Source organism: Streptomyces sp. NPDC001070, from assembly GCF_053598835.1.
Map to the genome: position 1 here is coordinate 122,005 of NZ_JBSFLB010000007.1, position 19,308 is coordinate 141,312.

Genomic DNA, 19,308 nt, shown 5'->3' on the forward strand with positions numbered 1-19,308 from the left:
GAGCGTGGAACGTGGCGGGGGGTGGCGCACACTGGCGCTTGTTCGTCCTGCGGAGTGCTGGGAACTGCTGCGTGTGCTTGCGTTTGCTGCTGTGTGCGGTCCCGCTGGCTGTGCAACACCCCGCCATGGGGGGAGGGTCGGCCGTCTCCGTCTATGACGCCCTGACAGGGGCGCCGGGTTCCTGAGGCCGCCAACTCCCATCCGGTACGTACCCACTACGGCGGATATGACGCGCTGTCGAACCCCTTCAGTCGACAACTAATTGTGGCACGCGGTGCCCTTTTTCGGCCATAGTCATGCGTCTACCCGGACTCGCCGACACCAGCCCTGTCACCTGGGCAATCCTGGACACACCCACGAGTAGGCGGTAGAAGGGAATCCATTGATAGCGGCGCAGCATGAGCTTGGGGGTTTGCAATGCTATTGACAGAAATGCGCTGCTCTGTGGAGCCGCCGCCGCGGCACGACAAAGATCGTGAAAGCCGGCGGCCATGAGCGCCGCGCGCCTACCGAAAGTGGCCGGAATCGACTCACCCATTCCGACACCGGCGCACACTTCCTCCCCCTCGGTCGAACAACAATCCCAGCCGGACGACCCGAACGCACATTCCGGGACGCTGGATCCGGTCGGCCAACTCACCGCCGTCCAGGACAGACTGGCCTCCTGGGTCTCCGACCTGACCACGCTGCACGAGCTCACCGAGTGCCTGGCCAGGACCGCGACCCTCGAGGACGCCCTGCGCGAACTGCTGCGCGCCGGAGGCGCCTTGGTCGGCGCCCGGCGCGGTCTGGCCGCGGTCTCCCCCGCCGACCGGCTCGGTCCGGCCACCGTCGTAGGCCTCGGTCTCGGCCCGGCCGACCTCGGCACGCTGGAGACCGTCCCGCTGCCCGCCGCCCCCGAGGCGGTGCCCGCCGAGGAGATCCACACCGACCTGCGCCACGAGCCCGGCCTCGACCAGCGCCATCGCGAGGTCGCCCTCCGGCTCGGCTTCGGCGCCAGCTACGCCCTTCGGCTGTCCGGCGAGTCCGCCGGCCGGCTGGGCTCGGCCCTGTGGTTCTACGACGAGCCGGCCGAGCCCGTGGAGCGCCAGCGCCACCTCATCGGCCTGTACTGCCGGTACGCCACCGAGCACCTGGCCCGGCTGCTCGAACTGGACCGCAGCCGTGCCACCGTCGCCACCCTCCGCGAGGAACTGCTGCCGACCCGGCTGCCCCGGGTCCCCGGCGTCCGCATGGCCGTACGGCACCGCCCGGCCGTCGGGGGCGGCGGCGACTGGTACGACGCCCTGCCGCTGCCCGAGGGCGCGCTGGGCCTGTCGGTCGGCGGGGTCAGCGGCGGCGGCATGGGCGCGGTCGCCGCGATGGGGCGGCTGCGCGCCTCCCTGCGGGCGTACGCGGTGATGGAGGGCGAGGACCCGGTCGCCGTCCTGTCCGACCTGGAGCTGCTGCTGCGGCTGACCGAGCCCGCCCGGTCGGCGACCGCGCTGTTCGCGTACGTGGAGCCCGCCTCCCGCAAGATCGTGCTCGCCGGCGCCGGGCACTGCCCTCCGCTGGTCGTCGGCGGTCACCGGGTCGAGTACGTGGAGACCTCGCTGTCGGCGCCGCTGGGCATGCTCAGCTGCTGGGAGGCGCCCAGCGTCGACTTCCGGGCACTGGCCGGGGAGACCCTGCTGCTCTACACCGACGGCCTGCTGCACCGCACCGGCGATCCCGTCGACCGTGCCTTCGCCCGCCTGCACGCCGCCGCGGCCTCCGCCCCGCGCACCGCCCGGGACGACCCCGCGCAGCTGGTCGAACACGTCCTGCACACCATGCTCCCCGACGACCGGGAGGACCCCCACCGCACCGAGGACGTCGTCCTGCTCGCCGCCCGCTTCGACTGACCGCCTCCGGGGACCGCGGCCGGTCACCCCGCGCACCCACTTACGATGGGGTGGTCTACAGCGAGGAGGCATGACGTGGCCGAGGACCGCGCTCTGGGGGCACCGCCCAGCCGCCAGGCTGGGGGAGAGACCCCGGAAGGCGACGAGCCCATCAAGCAGCGGAAGAACGGCCTGTACCCGGCCGTCTCCGACGAGCTCACCGAAGTGATGAAATCCGGCTGGGCCGACACCGAGCTGCGCGATCTGCAGCCGATCGAGCAGGCTCCGTACGCCGCCAAGCGGCGCGCGGCGCTGTCCGCCCGTTTCCCGGGCGAGCGGCTGGTGATCCCCGCCGGCAACCTGCGCACCCGTGCCAACGACACGGACTACCCCTTCCGTGCCGCCAGCGAGTACGTCCACCTCACCGGCGACCAGACGCAGGACGCCGTCCTGGTCCTGGAGCCCAACGGTGACGGATCCCACGACGCCACCGCCTACCTGCTGCCCCGCTCCTCCCGCGAGAACGGCGAGTTCTGGCTGGACGGACAGGGCGAGCTGTGGACCGGCCGCCGGCACAGCCTGGCCGAGGGCGAGCTCCTGCTGGGCATGCCGTGCGCCGACGTCCGCAAGGTCGCCGACGCGTTGCGCGAGGCCACCGGCCCGGTCCGGGTCGTCCGCGGCTACGACGCGGGCATCGAGGCGGCGCTGACCGACAAGGTCACCGCGGAGCGCGACGCCGAGCTGAAGGAGTTCCTGTCCGAGCTGCGGCTGGTCAAGGACGAGTGGGAGATCGGCGAGCTGCAGAACGCCTGCGACTCCACGGTCCGCGGCTTCGAGGACGTCGTCCGGGTCCTGGACAAGGCCGAGGCGACCTCCGAGCGCTACATCGAGGGAACGTTCTTCCTGCGCGCCCGCGTCGAGGGCAACGACGTCGGCTACGGCTCCATCTGCGCCGCCGGCCCGCACGCCACCACCCTGCACTGGGTCCGCAACGACGGTCCGGTCCGCTCCGGCGACCTGCTGCTGCTCGACGCCGGTGTGGAGACCCACAGCCTCTACACCGCCGACGTCACGCGCACGCTGCCGGTCAACGGCACGTACAGCGACATCCAGCGCAAGATCTACGACGCCGTGTACGAGGCCCAGGAGGCCGGCATCGCCGCCGTCCGCCCCGGCGCCGCCTACCGCGACTTCCACGACGCCGCCCAGCGCGTCCTCACGGAGAAGCTGGTCGAGTGGGGCCTGTTGGAGGGCCCGGTCGACCGCGTCCTGGAGCTCGGCCTCCAGCGCCGCTGGACCCTCCACGGCACCGGCCACATGCTGGGCCTGGACGTCCACGACTGCGCCGCCGCCCGCACCGAGACCTACGTCAACGGCACCCTGGAGCCGGGCGTGGTCCTCACGGTCGAGCCGGGCCTGTACTTCCAGGCCGACGACCTGACCGTGCCGGAGGAGTACCGCGGCATCGGCGTCCGCATCGAGGACGACATCCTCGTCACCGAGGACGGCAACCGGAACCTCAGCGCGGGCCTGCCGCGCCGATCCGACGAGGTCGAGGCCTGGATGGCCGGCCTCAAGGGCTGACCCCGCCGCACGCCACGAAGGCCGGGGTCGCGCGGAGTTCCGCGCGGTCCCGGCCTTCGTGGCGTGTGGACCGTGCCCCGCGCTAGCCCACCTTGAGCAGCGAGTCGTCCCGCCACTTGAGGATCTTGTCGAAGCTGACCACCGCCCCGTGCCCGGGACGGTTGTGGAAGTGGACATGGTCCACGAGCGCCTCGATCAGGAACAGCCCGCGCCCGTGCTCGGCGTGCTGGTCCTTCTTCGCCAGCGGTCGTACGGAGTGGTGGGTGCGGCGCAGATCCGGGGCGAAGCCCGGTCCGGAGTCCGCCACCTCGATGCGGCAGCGGTCGCCCTCGATGCGGGCGGTGACCCGGTACTCGCCGTGGGCCGCGTGCTCAACGGCGTTGGCACAGGCCTCGGTGAGGGCGACGGACAGGTCGTAGGAGATGTCGGGGTCGACCCCGGCCGTCTCCATCGTCCCCAGCAGGAGCCGGCGGGCGAGCGGCACGCTCGCAGCCTCGCGCCGCAAGTGGAGGGACCACCAGATGCTCATGCTCAGCCTCCTGGCTGCGGCTCGACATACCGATACGTATTGCCCCGAAACACGGTCGGTAAGCGTGGCGTTGACGTGATGCCAGCCATACGGCGGATGCGACGGCTCCGTAGGCGGGTGTAGGAACGGCGCCGGGCGCCGTAGCACAGACCGCCGCCCTACGGGACCCGCGGTACGCAAGAGGAGCGCGCGGTGAGAGGATGACGCCCGTCATGTCTTCTCCCGTGCGCGCCGGCGCCGATCTGCGACTGCTGCGGGCCGCGGTGTTCACCGCGGTCTGCGTGGTGCTGTCCGCGGGCGCGCACATGCTGGTGTCGGGGCACGGGGTGCCCGGCTGGACGCTGGTGGTGGGCTGGCTGACCGTTTTCGCGGTCGCCGCGCCGCTCGCCGGGCGGGAGCGCTCGATGCCGGCGATCGCGGCCGGTCTCGCGGCCGGACAACTCGCGCTGCACGTGCTGTTCAACGCGGGCGGGGTCTGCGGACGCGGCGGCGGGCTCGCCGAGATCGCCGGGCGGCTGCTCTGCGACGAACAGGCGACCCGGCTCTCCGCCCATGCGCACGGCATGGCCGGGGTGGGCCACATGGGCGGAATGGCCGGCATGGCCGGAATGCCCCCTACGGCCGCCGAGAGCACGCTGCTCTCCTACAGCCTTCCCATGCTGCTCGGGCACGCGCTCGCCGCGGTGACCGCCGGCTGGCTGCTGCGCCGCGGCGAGGCCGCGCTGTGGCGGCTGCTCGCGCTGTCCGCCCGCGGGCTCGCGGAACTGTCGGGCGGCGCCCTGCGCCACGCCCTCGCGCTCGTACGCGTCCTGCTGACCGGGACCGCGGCGGCGCCCGCCGCCGTGCCGGCCCCGCGCCACGCCGGGGACACCGGCGGCGCGCCGCGCACCGTACTGCTGCGGCACAGCATGGCCAGGCGCGGCCCGCCCGCGTGCGCCCCCGCGGCCTGAACGCGACCCGCTCCACCGACGTATGAGGGCGGAGTCGCGAGGGCCGCACGCGTGCCATCCGCCACTCTTCCTCCGTCACAGTGGAGTCTTCGCATCATGAACACCGTCATGCGCCGCGCCACCGCCCTCGCCGCCCTCACCGGGGCGGCCCTGCTCGCCACCGCCGTCCCCGCCTTCGCGCACGTGAGCGTCCAGCCCGGCACCGCCGCCAAGGGCGGTTACAGCACGGTCGCGTTCAAGGTCCCCAACGAGGACGACAAGGCCACGACGATCAAGGTCGAGGTCAACCTGCCGGCCGACCACCCGATCGCCTCGGTCTCCACCCAGCCGGTGCCCGGCTGGACCGTGCAGGTCGCCAAGACCAAGCTCAAGACCCCGCTGAAGTCGGACGACGGCGACATCACCGAGGCCGTCACGAAGATCACCTGGAGCGGCGGGCAGATCAAGCCGGGCGAGTTCCAGCAGTTCCCGGTCTCCCTGGGCCCGCTGCCCGACGACGCCGGCCAGCTGGTCTTCAAGACGCTCCAGACGTACGACAACAAGGAGGTCGTGCGCTGGATCGAGGAGCAGCAGGAGGGCCAGGCCGAGCCCGAGCACCCGGCGCCCGTGCTGACGCTCTCCGACGAGGCCGACGACGGCCACAGCCACGGCGCCTCCGCCGCCGACGACAAGGCCACCGCGGCCGCCTCGGCGAGCGAGCACGACGACTCCGAGCGGGCGGCGTCGGACGACGCCGGTGACACCACGGCCCGCGTGCTGGGTGTCGTCGGCATCGTGGTGGGGGTGCTCGGCGTCGCCTTCGGCGTACTGGCCGGCCGCCGCCGCGGCACGGGCACCCCGTCCGCCTGACGCACCATCGCCGGGGCGGCCGTCGCGCACGTGCCGCGGCCGCCCCGGCGCCGCAACCGAGTTCCTGGGGAATCCCTGATGCGTACCACCTTCAGGGCGGCGGTCTCCGCCGCCGCCGTCACCGCCCTCGCACTGGCCCTGGCCGCATGCGGTGGCCCGGACGGCACCGCCGCCGTGTCGGGCCCCGAGCCCGTCGTGTCCTTCGAGGCGACCCCGAAGGCGGCGACCGTCCTCGACACGCCCTTCGAGAAGCCGGACATGATCCTCACGGACACGCACGGCAAGAAGTACGACCTGGTCAAGCAGACCGAGGGCCGGCCGACCCTGCTCTTCTTCGGCTACACCCACTGCCCGGACGTGTGCCCGACGACGATGAGCGACATCGCCATCGCCAAGTCGAAGCTGACCAAGGCGGAACAGGACAGGCTCGTCGTCGTCTTCGTCACCACCGACCCCGAGCGCGACACCCCGCAGCGGCTCGGCGAGTGGCTGGGCGCGCAGGACAAGTCCTTCGTCGGCCTCACCGGTGACTTCGCCACGATCCAGGCCGGCGCGCGGTCGCTCGGCGTGGACGTGGAGAAGCCGGTGAAGGAGAAGGACGGCAGCATCACCGTGACGCACGGCGCCCAGGTGATCGCGTACTCTCCGAAGGACGACAAGGCGCACGCGCTGTACATGTCGGGGACGACCTCGGACCAGTTCGCGGCCGACCTGCCGAAGATCATCAAGGGGCGGACGCCGTGACCCGTCCCCTGCTGCGGATCCCCGCTGCGGCGGCCCTGGTGCTGTTCGGCGCCACCGCCTGCTCCGCCTCGCCGGACAGCGGCCCCGAGCTGAAGGTGAGCAGCGCCTACATCCCGCAGCCCGCGCTGGCGGACATGGCGGCCGGCTACTTCACCGTCACGAACACCGGTGGCGAGGACGCCCGGCTGACCTCGGTCACCAGCGAGCTGTCCGGCGACATCACCCTGCACAGCACCCAGGACAACCGGATGCGCCAGGTGAGCTCCTTCACGGTCCCGGCGGGCGGGCGGCTCACGCTCGCGCTCGGCGGCAACCACCTGATGCTGATGGACCTGGGGCACAAGCCCGTGGCCGGCGAGCAGGTCTCGCTGCGGCTGCACTTCGACGACGCGGGCACCATCGACGTACGGGTCCCGGTCAAGCCCGCGGGCTACCGCCCGGGGGACTGAGGAGAGCGCCATGACGGTGATGACGAAAACCGCACTGCGCCTGCTGGCCGTACCGCTCGCCGTACTCGGCCTGCTGCTCGGCACCGCCGGGCCGGCCTCGGCGCACGCCGCGCTGGTCGGCACCGACCCGGCACAGGGATCCGTCGTCGAGACCGCGCCGGCACAGGTGCGGCTCACCTTCTCCGAGGGTGTGCTGCTGTCGAAGGACTCCATCCGCGTCCTCGGCCCGGACGGCGAGCGCGCCGAGACCGGCGCGGCGAACGACGCGGGCAGGGGGAACACCACCGCTGCCGTGGCCCTGCGCCCGGGGCTCGGCAAGGGCACGTACACCGTCGCGTGGAAGGTCGTGTCGGCCGACAGCCACCCGGTGGCGGGCGCGTTCATCTTCTCGATCGGCGCCCCCTCCGAGACCACGGTCACCCTGCCCACCCAGGAGGTGGGCGGCGGCACGGTCGGCACCCTGTACGACATCGCCCGCTACGCGTCCTACCTCGGCTTCGCGCTGCTCGTCGGCGCCGCGTTCTTCCTCGGGGTGTGCTGGCCGGACGGCGCGCGGACGCGCTCGATGCGGCGGCTGGTGGCCACCGGCTGGGCCACGATGGTCGCCGCGACGATAGCGCTGCTGATGCTGCGCGCCCCGTACGCGAGCGGAGGCGGGCTCGGCGACGCCTTCGACCTCGGCGGCATGCGGGACGTCCTGGACACCCGGCCCGGCGCGGCACTGCTGTCCCGGCTGCTGCTGCTCGCCGCGGGCGCGGTGTTCATCGCGGTGCTCTTCGGCAGCTGGGCCAAGCGGGAGGACCCGGTCGAACGCCAGGACCTCGCCTGGGGCCTGGCCATCGGCGGCACGGTCGTGGCCGTCGGCCTGGCCGCGACGTGGGCGATGGCCGAGCACGCCTCGGTCGGCGTCCAGGCGTCGGTGGCGATGCCGGTCGACATCGTGCACCTGCTGGCCATGGCCGTCTGGCTGGGCGGCCTCGCCGCGCTGCTGGTCGCGCTGTGGACCGGGCAGCGCGTGGAGCGGGCCGCCGTGCAGCGCTTCTCGCGGATCGCCTTCGGGGCCGTGGTGACGCTGGTCGCCACCGGCGTGTACCAGTCCTGGCGCCAGCTCGGCTCCTGGGAGGCGCTGGTGTCCACCGGGTACGGGCAGCTGCTGCTGGTCAAGATCGGCCTGGTCATCCTGCTGGTGGAACTGGCCTGGCTGTCCCGCCGCTGGACCGCGCAGCTCGGCGAGCCGGCCGTCCGCGGCAAGGCCGCCGTCGCCCACCCGGTCGCGGCGGGACGCAAGGGCGGGGACGGGGCGGGCTCCGGCTCGTCCGAGCGCGACGGTCAGCTGGCCCGGCAGGAGGCCGCGCTGGCCAAGGAGCGCGCCCGCAAGGAGCGCGACGCCGACACCGAGCGCACCGGGCTGCGCAAGTCCGTGCTGGCGGAGGTCGCGGTCGCGGTCGTGGTGCTCGCCGTCACCACGCTGCTCACCGGCACCCAGCCGGGGCGGGCGGCCGAGGAGGGCGCGGCGCAGCGCGCGACGGCGCCGGTGACCCAGGTGCCCGAACCGCTGGACGTGAAGATCCCGTTCGACACCGGCGGTCCCGGTGGCAAGGGCGAGGCGGAGGTGACGCTCGACCCGGGCGGCGTCGCCGAGAACGAGCTCCACCTGCTGGTCACCGCCCCCGACGGCCGGGCCTTCGACGTCCCCGAGGTGCAGATCTCGTTCACCTTGAAGTCGAAGAAGATCGGCCCCATCCCGGTGACGCTGGGGAAGATCGACACCGGCCACTGGAGCGCCGAGAACGTCCAGATCCCGATCCCCGGGGAGTGGACGATCGCCGTGACCGTACGGACCTCGGACATCGACCAGGTCACCCGCACCAAGGTAGTGAAGATCGACTCATGAACGACCGTCCTCAGGAGCTCTCGCGGCGCCGTCTGCTCGGCGCCGCGGGCGCGGCGGGTGCCGCCGGACTGCTCGTCGGCGGCGCCTCGGGTGCCGTCGCCGCGCACGCGACGCGTGACGAGGCCACCGCGCTGACCTCGGTCGGCGCCACGGCCGTCCCGTTCCACGGCACCCACCAGGCAGGCATCACCACCCCGCTGCAGGCCCGCGGCCACCTGGTCGCCTTCGACCTGGCCGCGGGGGCGGGCCGCAAGGGCGCCGCGGCGCTGCTGCGCCGCTGGTCCGCGGCGGCCGAGGCGATGGCCGAGGGCCGGGCGCCGTCGGGCGACAACCAGATCGCCCTGGACGCCGGGCCGTCCTCGCTCACCGTCACCTTCGGCTTCGGCCGCACCCTCTTCGGCAAGGCGGGCCTGGCCGACCGGCTGCCGGAGGCGCTCGCGCCGCTGCCGGACTTCGCCTCCGACGCGCTCGACCGCGGGCGCAGTGACGGCGACCTGTGGATCCAGATCGGCTCCGACGACGCGCTGGTCGCCTTCCACGCCCTGCGCGTCCTGCAGAAGGAGGCCGCGGGCACGGCCTCGCTGCGCTGGCAGATGAACGGCTTCAACCGGACCCCGGGCACGACCGCCGAGCCGCGCACGGCCCGCAACCTGATGGGCCAGATCGACGGCTCCAACAACCCCAGGCTCTCCGACCCCGACTTCGACGCGCGGGTCTTCGTCCCCGCCGCCGGCTCACCGGAGTGGATGGCGGGCGGTTCGTACGCCGTCGTCCGGCGCATCCGCATGCTGCTGGACTCCTGGGACAACCTGCCCCTGGAGCGCCAGGAGAAGGTGATCGGACGCCGCAAGTCCGACGGCGCCCCGCTGTCCGGCGGCACCGAGGCCACCAAGCCCGACCTGGACAGGATCGGGCCGGACGGCAGGGCCTTCGCCATCGCTGCCGACGCGCACGTCCGCGTCGCCGCCCCCGCGTCCAACGGCGGCGCGGCGATGCTGCGGCGCGGCTTCTCGTACCACGACGGCTACCGGGAGGACGGCACGCCGGACGCCGGGCTGCTCTTCGTGGCCTGGCAGTCCGACCCGCTCAAGGGGTTCGTCCCGGTGCAGCGCAAGCTCGACCGGGGCGACGGGCTGTCGCGGTTCCTGCGGCACGAGGCCGCCGGGCTGTTCGCGGTGCCGGGCGGTGCGGCGCCGGGCGAGTACGTGGGGCAGCGGCTGCTGGAGTCGTGAGGCTCGCCGCGCGGGCCCGACGACAGGCTCTAGGCTGGCAGACATGTCGCCGGCGAGCCGCTACACCTATCTCGGCCCTGAGGGCACCTTCACCGAGGCCGCGCTCCGGACGCTTCCGGAGGCCGCCACGCGCGAGCTGGTACCGATGGTCTCGGTGCAGGCCGCGCTGGACGCCGTGCGCAGCGGGGAGGCCGCGGCCGCCCTGGTCCCCATCGAGAACTCGATGGAGGGCGGCATCACCGCGACCCTGGACGAACTGGCGGCCGGCACCCCGCTGATGATCTACCGCGAGGTGCTGCTGCCCATCGCGTTCGCGCTGCTGGTGCGACCGGGCACGCGGCTGGGGGACATCAAGACGGTCACCGGCCATCCGGCGGCGCAGGTGCAGGTCCGCAAGTGGCTGTCGGCGCACCTGCCGGACGCCGCGTGGGAGTCGGCGGCGTCGAACGCCGACGGCGCGCGCCTGGTGGCGGAGGGCCGCTACGACGCCGCGTTCGCGGGCGAGTTCGCGGCACCGACGTACGGGCTGGAGCCGCTGGTCACCGAGATCCACGACGCGGCGAACGCCGAGACCCGCTTCGTACTGGTCGGGCGCCCGGCCCGGCCGGTCGCCCCGACCGGCGCCGACAAGACCTCGGCGGTGTTCTGGCTGGGCGACGACCACCCGGGCGCGCTGCTGGAGCTGCTGCAGGAGTACGCCGTACGCGGGGTGAACCTGATCCGCATCGAGTCGCGGCCGACCGGTGAGGGGATCGGCCGGTACTGCTTCTCCGTGGACTGCGAGGGGCACATCACCGAGCGCCGGGTCGGCGAGGCGCTGATGGGCCTGAAGCGGATCTGCCCGCAGGTGCGCTTCCTCGGCTCGTACCCGCGGGCGGACGAGGTGCCGCCGCAGCAGCGCAAGGGCACCACGGACGAGGAGTTCACGGCGGCGGCGGACTGGCTGGGACGTGCTCTGGACGGGCGGATCTGAAGACCTCTCGCGGCGCTTTTCCGGGCCCGTCGGTGAACAACCGGTGGGCCCTTCGCTTATCCACCACGTTATCCACAGGCCCTCTCCGAGGGCTGGGGATAAGTCGACAGAACAAGTCACCCAAGGAGCCGCCAGATCGACAAATCGGCACACTCGCAGCAAGTGATCCCACAGACTTACAGGTCATCATTCGTCATCCCAATACCTTCGAACAACTCGATAGAGGGAAGAGTTCTCACTCGAAAGTGAGTGTTAGGAGGGTTTGGACCGGGAATCCATGGTCCGGCAGCCGCCCCACGGAATGATCAAGTCCATCTTCCACAGCTCATCCACACCCGCTGTGGACAAGCGAGGGGGAAGCCTTCCCCCTGTGGATAACTCCCCGCTCCGGACCTGCTCCAACTGCCCTTGTCCACAGGCCACATGCCCTCCCGGAGGGATGCGCAGAATTCGGTTGACGGTTACCTTCCCGCCATTATCGGCCGGGCCCCGTTTCCCGCGCCCTCCTTTCGAAGCGGACATAACCTCCCATAAAGCACTTAACTTGTCGCGTCGACACCCGGCGCACCGGTAGCCTGTCCCCGTGATTGACCTTCGCCTGCTTCGTGAGGACCCCGACCGTGTGCGCGCCTCCCAGCGCGCCCGTGGAGAGGACGTCGCGCTCGTCGACGCCCTGCTCTCCGCCGACGAGCGGCGCAGGTCCTCCAGTACCCGCTTCGACGAGCTGCGCGCGGAGCAGAAGGCGCTGGGCAAGCTCATCGGCAGGGCCCAGGGCGAGGAGAAGGCCGAGCTGCTGAAGAAGGGCGGCGAGCTCTCGGCCGCCGTCAAGGCCGCCGACACCGAGCAGCACGAGGCCGCCGAGGAGGCGCAGCGCCTGCTGCTGCAGCTCGGCAACATCGTCCACCCGGACGCCCCCATCGGCGGCGAGGAGGACTTCGTCGTCAGGGAGGTCGTCGGCGCCCCGCGCGACTTCGCCGCCGAGGGCTTCGAGCCGAGGGACCACATCGACCTCGGTGATCTGCTCGGCGCCATCGACGTCGACCGCGGCGCCAAGGTCTCCGGCTCGCGCTTCTACTACCTGACGGGCGTCGGCGCGCTGCTGGAGCTGGCCCTGGTCAACGCGGCCGTCGCGCAGGCCACCGCGGCCGGCTTCACCCCCGTGCTGACCCCGACGCTGGTCAAGCCGGAGGCCATGGCCGGCACCGGCTACCTGGGCCAGGTCGAGGACGACGTGTACTACCTGGAGAAGGACGGCCTGTACCTGGTCGGCACCTCCGAGGTCCCGCTCGCCGCGTACCACATGGACGAGATCATCGACGCCGCCAAGCTGCCGCTGCGCTACGCCGGCTTCTCGCCCTGCTACCGGCGCGAGGCGGGCTCGTACGGCAAGGACACCCGCGGCATCATCCGGGTCCACCAGTTCGACAAGGTGGAGATGTTCGTCTTCACCCGGCCCGAGGACGCCGAGGCCGAGCACGAGCGGCTGCTGGAGTGGGAGAAGCAGTGGCTGACCTCCCTCGAACTGCCCTACCGGGTGATCGAGCTCGCCTCCGGCGACCTCGGCTCCTCGGCGTCGCGGAAGTTCGACTGCGAGGCGTGGATCCCCACCCAGGGCAAGTACCGCGAGCTGACCTCGACCTCGAACACCACCGAGTTCCAGGCCCGCCGGCTCTCCGTCCGGCTCCGGGACGAGAACGGCACCCGGCCGCTGGCCACGCTCAACGGCACGCTGTGCGCCATCCCGCGCACGATCGTCGCCATCCTGGAGAACCACCAGCAGGCCGACGGCTCGGTCCGCGTCCCCGAGGTCCTGCGCCCGTACCTGGGCGGTCGTGAGGTGCTGGAGCCGGTCGCCAAGTGACCGCTCCGCTCCCCTACCGTCTGATCGCGACGGATCTCGACGGCACGCTGCTCGGCCCCGACCACACCGTCTCCGAGCGTTCCCGCAAGGCACTCGCCGCGGCCACCGCGGCGGGTGCCGCGCACATCGTCGTCACCGGGCGCCCGGTGGCCCGTACCGTGCACGTCCTGGACGACCTCGGCTATGAGGGCCTGGCCGTCTGCATGCAGGGGGCGCAGGTCTACCACGCGGGCGAGCGGCGGCTGCTGACCTCGGTCACCCTGGACCGGCAGACCGCCCGGGCGGCGCTGGCCAAGATCGAGGCGGCGACCGGCCCGCTGGCCGTCGCGGCGGCCCTCGACGGCTTGGACGGGGACATCGTGCTCGGCCCCGGCTACCGGCTCTTCGACTCCGAGCTGCCGGTGGGCGGCGAGGTGGACGACGTGGAGGAGCTGTGGGCGTCGCCCATCAGCAAGCTCTACGTCCAGCACCCGCGGCTGGGGGACGACGAGCTGTCCGAGGCGGCCACCGCGGCGGCCGGCGGACTGGTGAGCGCCGTGATGTCCGGTACGGGCATCGTGGAGCTGCTGCCGCTGGGCCTGTCCAAGGCCCGGGGCCTGTCGCTGGCCGCGCGCCGGCTGGGGCTGGCCGCCGGGGACACCATCGCCTTCGGCGACATGCCCAACGACCTGCCGATGTTCGAGTGGGCGGCGCACGGCGTCGCGATGGGCAACGCCCACGAGCTGCTGAAGGCCGCCGCCGACGAGGTCACCGCGCCCAACGGCGAGGACGGGATCGCCCTGGTCCTGGAGCGGCTCTTCCCCTGGCTGTGAGCCCGCGGCACGCGAGGCCGATCAGCAGGGCGGTGAAGTGCCCGAGGTCGGTGTAGGTGCGGCCCGGCATCACCAGGGGATACGCGAAGAAGCCCGCGACCGCCAGCAGGTAGGGCAGTCGCCAGGGCGGCCGTACGAAATAGGTGAGCACACCGATGACGCCGGCCAGACCGTAGCTGACGCCGATGTCGACGGTGTGGGCGAGCGAGTGCGGCAGCAGGTCGGTGCGGATGCCCATGAAGACGGCCTGCTCGCTGAGGAGGGTCGCCCCGACGTGGGCCAGGGCGGCGACGCCCAGCCAGTGGCGCGTGCCGAGCCGGCGCTCGGCGGGGGCGTGGACCGTCTCGAAGAAGAGGACGTACAGCGCGAAGGCCGGGGGGGACTCGATCCACAGCGCGCTGACGATCAGCACCCGCACCGGGTGGGAGCTCAGCTCCGCCAGATTGGTGCTGTTGTGGTGCAGGAGGAAGTACCGCAGATGCGGTGAGACCGTCGCCAGAACGCCGCTGGTGACGGCCAGTACCAGCAGCCAGGTGTGCGTTCCGGGGGTGGAGCGCACCCAGGCGCGGATCCTGGGGAGGACCCGGCCCGCCGCGCCGCGGAGTGCGGCGCGGCAGTGCCTGGTTTCGGCGGTATCCGCCGTGTCGTCCGCTGCCATCCCCTCCATCGTGCGGCAGGGGGGCGGGGACTTCAGCAGGTTCAGGCCGCCTTGATCGCGGAGATGTCGAAGGTCAGCTTGACCTTGTCGCTGATCAGGACGCCGCCGCCCTCGAGGGCCGCGTTGTAGGTGAGGCCCCAGTCGCCGCGGTTGACCGTCGTGGAGCCCTCGAAACCGACGCGCAGGTTGCCGTAGGGGTCGGTGGCCGAGCCGTTGTAGACGAAGTCGATGGAGACCGGCTTGGTGGTGTCCTTGATGGTCAGGTCGCCGTGCATGCGGTAGGTCTCGTCGTCGACCTGCTCGGCGGAGGTGCTGCGGAAGCGGATCTCCGGGTAGGTCGCCGCGTCGAAGAAGTCGCCGGTGCGCAGGTGCTCGTCGCGCTGGGCCTGGTTGGTGTCGATGCTGACGACCTTGATGGTCACCTCGGCGGAGGAGTTGGCCGGCTTGGCGCCGTCCAGGGTCAGCTTGCCCTCGTACTCGGTGAACTGGCCGCGCACGGTGGTGACCATGGCGTGGCGCACGGAGAAACCGACCTCGCTGTGAGTCGTGTCGATGGTGTAGTCACCGGTCAGGTGCGCCAGGTCGGCGGAGGCGACGGCGGTGGTCGTCGCGGTCTCGGCGGTGTCGCTCTTGCGGCTGAACAGGCCCATGGTGAACTCCTCGGGGACGTCTTGGTTTACGATTCAACCTCTTTCACCGTAACGGCATTCCCTTGAATTTTCAAGGAGGGCTGTGACGTGGACCACTTACGAGGGAGTGGGACGAGGCGCCGGCGGCGCCGGGACAGCCGGAACCGGAGGCGGGCGGCGGCCCGGCCGGCGAGCGCGTCGATGCGGTGGGCCAGCTCCGGGCTGAACAGCGCGATGAGCAGGCCGAGGGCGGCCAGGAGCAGTCCCACGGCGAAGAGCAGCGGAGTCTCGGACATCACGCCGCAAATCTGACAATCCGATGTACGGACGTCAGGGGAGCAGGGCCGCCCGGGCGGCAGAAGACCACCCGGGCGGCCCACGGCTAGGCCGGAACGATCACTCCTCGCCGGCCAGCGTCAGCGACCGCATCCGCTGCCCAGCGAAGGCGGTGGCGGCCAGGGTGACACCGATCAGCAGCACCACCGCGAGCGGCAGCCCCACGTCGGAGCTCACCGTCCCCTCACCCGCGATCTTCTGCGCCAGCGCCAGGGCCCACTGCTGCACGCTCAGCGTGCGCGCCCCCGGCACCAGACTGCCGATCAGCGACTCCCAGATCAGGGCGTAGACCAGGCCGAAGACGACCGCCTGCCGGGTCACCACCCCCAGCAGCAGGAAGAGCGAGGCGTACGTGACCGAGGCGGCCGCCGCCGCGGCGGTGAAGGCGACCGCGACGCCCTGGCTGTTCCCGTTGAGGATGAAGCCGGCGATCAGGGTCGGCACCGCCGAGAAGACCACCGAGACGCCGATGGCGACCAGCAGCTTCGTGACGATGATCGTCGGCCGCCGCACCGGCTTGGCCAGCAGGTAGATGATCGAGCCGTCGTCGATCTCCGGCCCGATGGCGCCGGTCCCGGCGATCACGCCGACCAGCGGCACCATCGTCGCCAGCGCGAAACCGCCCAGCACCGAACTCGCGATGGAGTCGTCGGCGCCGACCAGCGCCCGTACCGCCACGGAGATCAGGATCAGCAGCGCGGGCAGGGCGAACAGGACCAGGGCCCGGCGGCGGCCCAGCAGCCCCCGGTAGGTCAGCCTGGCCACGGTGGGATTGAACATCGAAGCTCCTTACAGCCGTGTGCCTACGCCGTGACCAGGTAGGAGAAGACGCTCTCCAGGGACTCGTCGGACGGCGAGACCGTGAAGAGCCGGATGCCCCGCTCCCGCGCGACGCGCGGCAGCAGCTCGGTGAAGCCGGCGAAGTCGATCGCCTGGATCCGCAGCGCCCGCTCCTTCCAGTCCAGCTCGATGGCGGCCGTGGAGCCGTCCGCGATCAGCGCGGCGGCGAGCGCCCGGTCGTCGCTGGAGCGCACCAGGTAGCGGTGCGGCCGGTCCGTCATCAGCCGGCGGATCTTGCGGAAGTCGCCGGAGGCGGCGTGCCGGCCGGCGACGACCACCTCGATGTGGCTGGCCAGCTGCTCGACCTCCTCCAGAATGTGCGAGGAGAACAGCACCGTGCGGCCCTCGGCGCCCATCCGCCGCAGCAGGTCCATCAACTGCAGCCGCTGGCGGGGGTCCATGCCGTTGAAGGGCTCGTCCAGCAGCAGCACCGAGGGGTCGTGCACCAGGGCGGAGGCCATCTTCGCGCGCTGCCGCATGCCCTTGCTGTACGTGGAGACCGGGCGGTCCTGGGCGAACTCCATCTCGACCGTGGCCAGGGCGCGCTGCGCCGCCGCCCCCGGATCCGGCAGGCCGTGCAGCTCGGCGTTGGCGACCACGAACTCGCGGGCCGTCAGGAAGTCGTACATCGCCTCCCGCTCGGGGACGATGCCGATGGCCCGGTACACCTGCTCGTTGCGCCAGACGGTGGAGCCGTCGAGGGTGACGCTGCCGGCCGAGGGGGCCAGGAAGCCGCCCATCATGTTGATCAGGGTGGACTTGCCCGCGCCGTTGGGGCCGAGCAGACCGGTGACGCCGGGGCCGATCGTCATCGTCACGTCGTTGACGGCGACGACGTTGCCGAACCAGCGGGACACGTGGTCGATGGACAGGGTGGTCACGACAGTACGGCCTTTCGGTAGCGGCGCATCAGCAGGCCGAAGGAGCCGGCGATCACGGCGAGGAGGGCGAGGAGGTAGACCGTGCCGACGAGCGCGTTCTTCGGGCCCGCGCCGTCGACGAAGCTGGAGGACGCGCCCAGCCACCAGGTCTGGGCGCCGTCGATCAGCGTGATCGGCGAGAACAGGCCCAGCCAGCCGATCACGTCGTCGTTGCCGTGGATCGAGGCCACTCCCTGGACGCTGGTCACCGCGCCGTACGAGAGCGTGAACACCGCGATGACCGCGGCGACGCCGAAGCCCCGGCGCGGCGTCAGCGCCGCGATGACCAGGCCGATGCCCGCGAAGAGCAGGGAGAGCAGCAACTCGGCCAGCAGGGCCTTGGCGAAGCCCGCGCTCTGGTCGCTCACGTCGAACTTGGCCAGCAGCGCGCCGACGTACATGATCAGCAGCGGGGTTCCGGTGAGGATGAACAGCGCCGTGGTCAGCGCCGCGAACTTCGCCGCGACGTAGTCGACCGCCTCGATCGGGCGGGAGAAGTACAGCGGGGTCGTCTTGAACCGCAGGTCGAGCGAGACCGCCTGCGGGGCCTGCGCCGCGAGGTAGAGGCCGATCACGGCCTGCATGATGATCGCGTACTGGGTGTACTCGATCGGCAGCTTGGTCGCCTTCGTCCCGATCGCGACCGCGACCATGATGGCGGCGGGCCCGCACATCACGGCGAAGAGGATCATCGGCAGCACCTTGGACTTCGCCGAACGGCCCAGCCCGTAGGCACCGCGCAGGCTCTGCGCGAACAGCGACTGGCGGGCGTAGGCGCGGCCCAGGCGCGGGCCGTCGTAGTGCCGGTACCCGATGTCGTGGATGACGTCGGCGGCCGGCGGCCTTCCCTCAAGCTGCGTCATGGTCGTCCCCTCCCCGGAAGATCTCGGCGATGCGGTGCCGGTGCTGCTCCATGCGCACCAGGCCCGTGCCGAGCTCCGCGACCGCGTCGCGGACCGCGTCGTACGTCTCGTCCCCGTCGATGTCGACCATGATCAGCCGGCCGTCCGAGTGCGCGTTGAGCCCGGCGGCGGTCAGCTTCGCCACCAGTTCGTCCTCGTGCTCGGTGACCTCGACGGTGAGCGAGGCGGTGGCCTGGGTGAAGTCGCTGGTCGAGGAGGAGCGCAGGAGGGAGCCGCCGTCGATGACGACGATGTGGTCACTGGTGCGCTCAAGCTCACCGAGCAGGTGGGAGGTGACCAGCACGGAGATGCCGAACTCGGTGTGCACCCGGCGGATCAGCTCGAGCATGTCGTCACGGCCGACGGGGTCCAGCCCGTTCGTCGGCTCGTCGAGCAGCACCAGCCTGGGGTCGTGGACCAGCGCCTGGGCCAGCTTCACCCGCTGCTTCATACCCGTGGAGTAGCCGCCCATGGGGCGGTACCGCTCCTCGTACAGGCCGACATGGCGGAGCGTGTCCGCGGTGCGCTCGCGCGCGGCCGTCGGCGGCAGCCCCGAGATGCGGGCCATGTGCACGACGAACTCCGTCGCCGACACGTCCGGCGGCAGGCAGTCGTGCTCCGGCATGTAGCCCACGTGGGCGCGGATCGCCGCGCCCTGCGTCGCCACATCCATGCCCAGTACGGAGGCCCGGCCTTCCGTGGCCGGCGCCAACCCCAGCAGGATCTTGATCAGGGTCGACTTGCCGGCTCCGTTGGCACCGACCAACCCGGTCACACCGGGTGCGATGTCGACGGTGAGCCGGTCCAGAGCGGTCACCCTCGGGTACCGCTTCGTCAGGCTTTCGGTAGCGATCACAGTCACGCCACGAACCTAGTGGCGTAGGCCACACCCCGTCGTCAGCCTGGGGGGCGGTTGTGCGTAGTCCTTGGGGCTGACCCTCCCGTAGGGGAGGTGGTGCGGAGCGTCCGTCTTGCCGGGGTTCTCCTCCTGCGGGGCACGCGGTTCGGCTCGTTCAGTCGGTACGGCCGGTTTCGGTCGGGTACGGACGGTTCGGTCGAATAGGGCAGGTTCAGCCGTGGCGGGGCGTCCGGGAGCGCTGTCGGCTCCACCGGTCTCCCTCGGCGGGCTGGTTGTTGCGGTGGTGCGTTGTGCCGTGCCGCGTTGTGCTGTGTGCGGTAGTACGTGCCTCGCCGTACGCGCGGATGCGGCGGCAAACGCCGTCGTGCGCGGGCGAGTCGGTGGCCGGACTGCCCTGGGACCGGGTGCGGTCCCGGATGTCCTGC

19 protein-coding genes are annotated in these 19,308 nt (G+C 71.8%); 11 read left to right on the forward strand and 8 right to left on the reverse strand.

What is annotated here, in order from left to right; genetic code table 11:
* Positions 1–515: 515 nt before the first annotated feature.
* Complete coding sequence (locus ACWDAS_RS11350) at positions 516–1,883, forward strand: PP2C family protein-serine/threonine phosphatase (protein WP_450388637.1); 1,368 nt, start codon at positions 516–518, stop codon at positions 1,881–1,883.
* Between the two features lie 75 nt (positions 1,884–1,958).
* Complete coding sequence (locus tag ACWDAS_RS11355) at positions 1,959–3,446, forward strand: aminopeptidase P family protein (RefSeq protein WP_450388639.1); 1,488 nt, start codon at positions 1,959–1,961, stop codon at positions 3,444–3,446.
* 82 nt (positions 3,447–3,528) lie between these two features.
* Here the strand turns inward: ACWDAS_RS11355 and ACWDAS_RS11360 are convergent, their stop codons facing one another.
* Positions 3,529–3,975: an ATP-binding protein gene (locus ACWDAS_RS11360; RefSeq protein ID WP_450388641.1), complete on the reverse strand. Its 447-nt coding sequence runs from the start codon at positions 3,973–3,975 to the stop codon at positions 3,529–3,531.
* A 212-nt stretch (positions 3,976–4,187) separates the two neighbouring features.
* Here ACWDAS_RS11360 and ACWDAS_RS11365 point away from each other — a divergent pair, with 212 nt between their 5' ends.
* The 9 genes from ACWDAS_RS11365 to ACWDAS_RS11405 all read left to right on the forward strand — a co-directional run bounded on the left by ACWDAS_RS11365 (position 4,188) and on the right by ACWDAS_RS11405 (position 13,739).
* Positions 4,188–4,925: a hypothetical protein gene (locus ACWDAS_RS11365; protein ID WP_450388643.1), complete on the forward strand. Its 738-nt coding sequence runs from the start codon at positions 4,188–4,190 to the stop codon at positions 4,923–4,925.
* A gap of 96 nt (positions 4,926–5,021) precedes the next feature.
* Positions 5,022–5,774, forward strand: coding sequence for a YcnI family copper-binding membrane protein (locus tag ACWDAS_RS11370; RefSeq protein ID WP_450388644.1), 753 nt, complete (start codon positions 5,022–5,024; stop codon positions 5,772–5,774).
* 78 nt (positions 5,775–5,852) lie between these two features.
* Positions 5,853–6,518 carry an SCO family protein gene (locus ACWDAS_RS11375; RefSeq protein WP_450388646.1) on the forward strand — a complete coding sequence of 222 codons (666 nt, stop codon included), beginning with the start codon at positions 5,853–5,855 and terminating at the stop codon, positions 6,516–6,518.
* Positions 6,515–6,967, forward strand: coding sequence for a copper chaperone PCu(A)C (locus ACWDAS_RS11380; protein ID WP_450388648.1), 453 nt, complete (start codon positions 6,515–6,517; stop codon positions 6,965–6,967). Before ACWDAS_RS11375 ends, ACWDAS_RS11380 begins: the two co-directional genes overlap by 4 nt.
* Before the next feature lie 10 nt (positions 6,968–6,977).
* Entirely contained in the window at positions 6,978–8,861 is a 1,884-nt protein-coding gene (locus ACWDAS_RS11385; RefSeq protein WP_450388650.1) for a copper resistance CopC/CopD family protein, read from the forward strand.
* Positions 8,858–10,093, forward strand: a complete 1,236-nt coding sequence (gene efeB, locus ACWDAS_RS11390) for an iron uptake transporter deferrochelatase/peroxidase subunit (RefSeq protein WP_450388651.1) — start codon at positions 8,858–8,860, stop codon at positions 10,091–10,093. The genes ACWDAS_RS11385 and efeB overlap by 4 nt, the downstream gene beginning before the upstream one ends.
* Positions 10,094–10,136: 43 nt before the next feature.
* Positions 10,137–11,066, forward strand: coding sequence for a prephenate dehydratase (gene pheA, locus ACWDAS_RS11395; RefSeq protein WP_450388653.1), 930 nt, complete (start codon positions 10,137–10,139; stop codon positions 11,064–11,066).
* A 583-nt stretch (positions 11,067–11,649) separates the two neighbouring features.
* The gene (gene serS, locus ACWDAS_RS11400) at positions 11,650–12,927 is read left to right on the forward strand and encodes a serine--tRNA ligase (protein WP_450388655.1); all 1,278 of its coding nucleotides are present in this window, start codon (positions 11,650–11,652) and stop codon (positions 12,925–12,927) included.
* Complete coding sequence (locus ACWDAS_RS11405) at positions 12,924–13,739, forward strand: HAD family hydrolase (RefSeq protein WP_450388657.1); 816 nt, start codon at positions 12,924–12,926, stop codon at positions 13,737–13,739. Before serS ends, ACWDAS_RS11405 begins: the two co-directional genes overlap by 4 nt.
* On the opposite strand, the gene ACWDAS_RS11410 is transcribed toward ACWDAS_RS11405, so the two are convergent.
* From ACWDAS_RS11410 to ACWDAS_RS11440, 7 genes are all read right to left on the reverse strand, one after another.
* Complete coding sequence (locus ACWDAS_RS11410; RefSeq protein ID WP_450388658.1) at positions 13,675–14,397, reverse strand: rhomboid-like protein; 723 nt, start codon at positions 14,395–14,397, stop codon at positions 13,675–13,677. The genes ACWDAS_RS11405 and ACWDAS_RS11410 overlap by 65 nt on opposite strands.
* A 41-nt stretch (positions 14,398–14,438) precedes the next feature.
* On the reverse strand, positions 14,439–15,047 hold the full coding sequence (locus ACWDAS_RS11415; protein WP_450388660.1) for a YceI family protein: 609 nt from the start codon (positions 15,045–15,047) through the stop codon (positions 14,439–14,441).
* Positions 15,048–15,073: 26 nt separating this feature from the next.
* Positions 15,074–15,325 carry a hypothetical protein gene (locus ACWDAS_RS11420; protein WP_450388662.1) on the reverse strand — a complete coding sequence of 84 codons (252 nt, stop codon included), beginning with the start codon at positions 15,323–15,325 and terminating at the stop codon, positions 15,074–15,076.
* Between the two features lie 97 nt (positions 15,326–15,422).
* Positions 15,423–16,142, reverse strand: coding sequence for an ABC transporter permease subunit (locus ACWDAS_RS11425; protein WP_450388664.1), 720 nt, complete (start codon positions 16,140–16,142; stop codon positions 15,423–15,425).
* A 23-nt stretch (positions 16,143–16,165) separates the two neighbouring features.
* Positions 16,166–17,083, reverse strand: a complete 918-nt coding sequence (locus ACWDAS_RS11430; RefSeq protein WP_450388666.1) for an ABC transporter ATP-binding protein — start codon at positions 17,081–17,083, stop codon at positions 16,166–16,168.
* Positions 17,080–17,985: an ABC transporter permease gene (locus ACWDAS_RS11435; protein ID WP_450388668.1), complete on the reverse strand. Its 906-nt coding sequence runs from the start codon at positions 17,983–17,985 to the stop codon at positions 17,080–17,082. The genes ACWDAS_RS11430 and ACWDAS_RS11435 overlap by 4 nt, the downstream gene beginning before the upstream one ends.
* A complete protein-coding gene (locus tag ACWDAS_RS11440; RefSeq protein ID WP_450388670.1) occupies positions 17,972–18,886 on the reverse strand; it encodes an ABC transporter ATP-binding protein in 915 nt (304 codons plus the stop codon). The genes ACWDAS_RS11435 and ACWDAS_RS11440 overlap by 14 nt, the downstream gene beginning before the upstream one ends.
* Between the last annotated feature and the right edge of the window lie 422 nt (positions 18,887–19,308).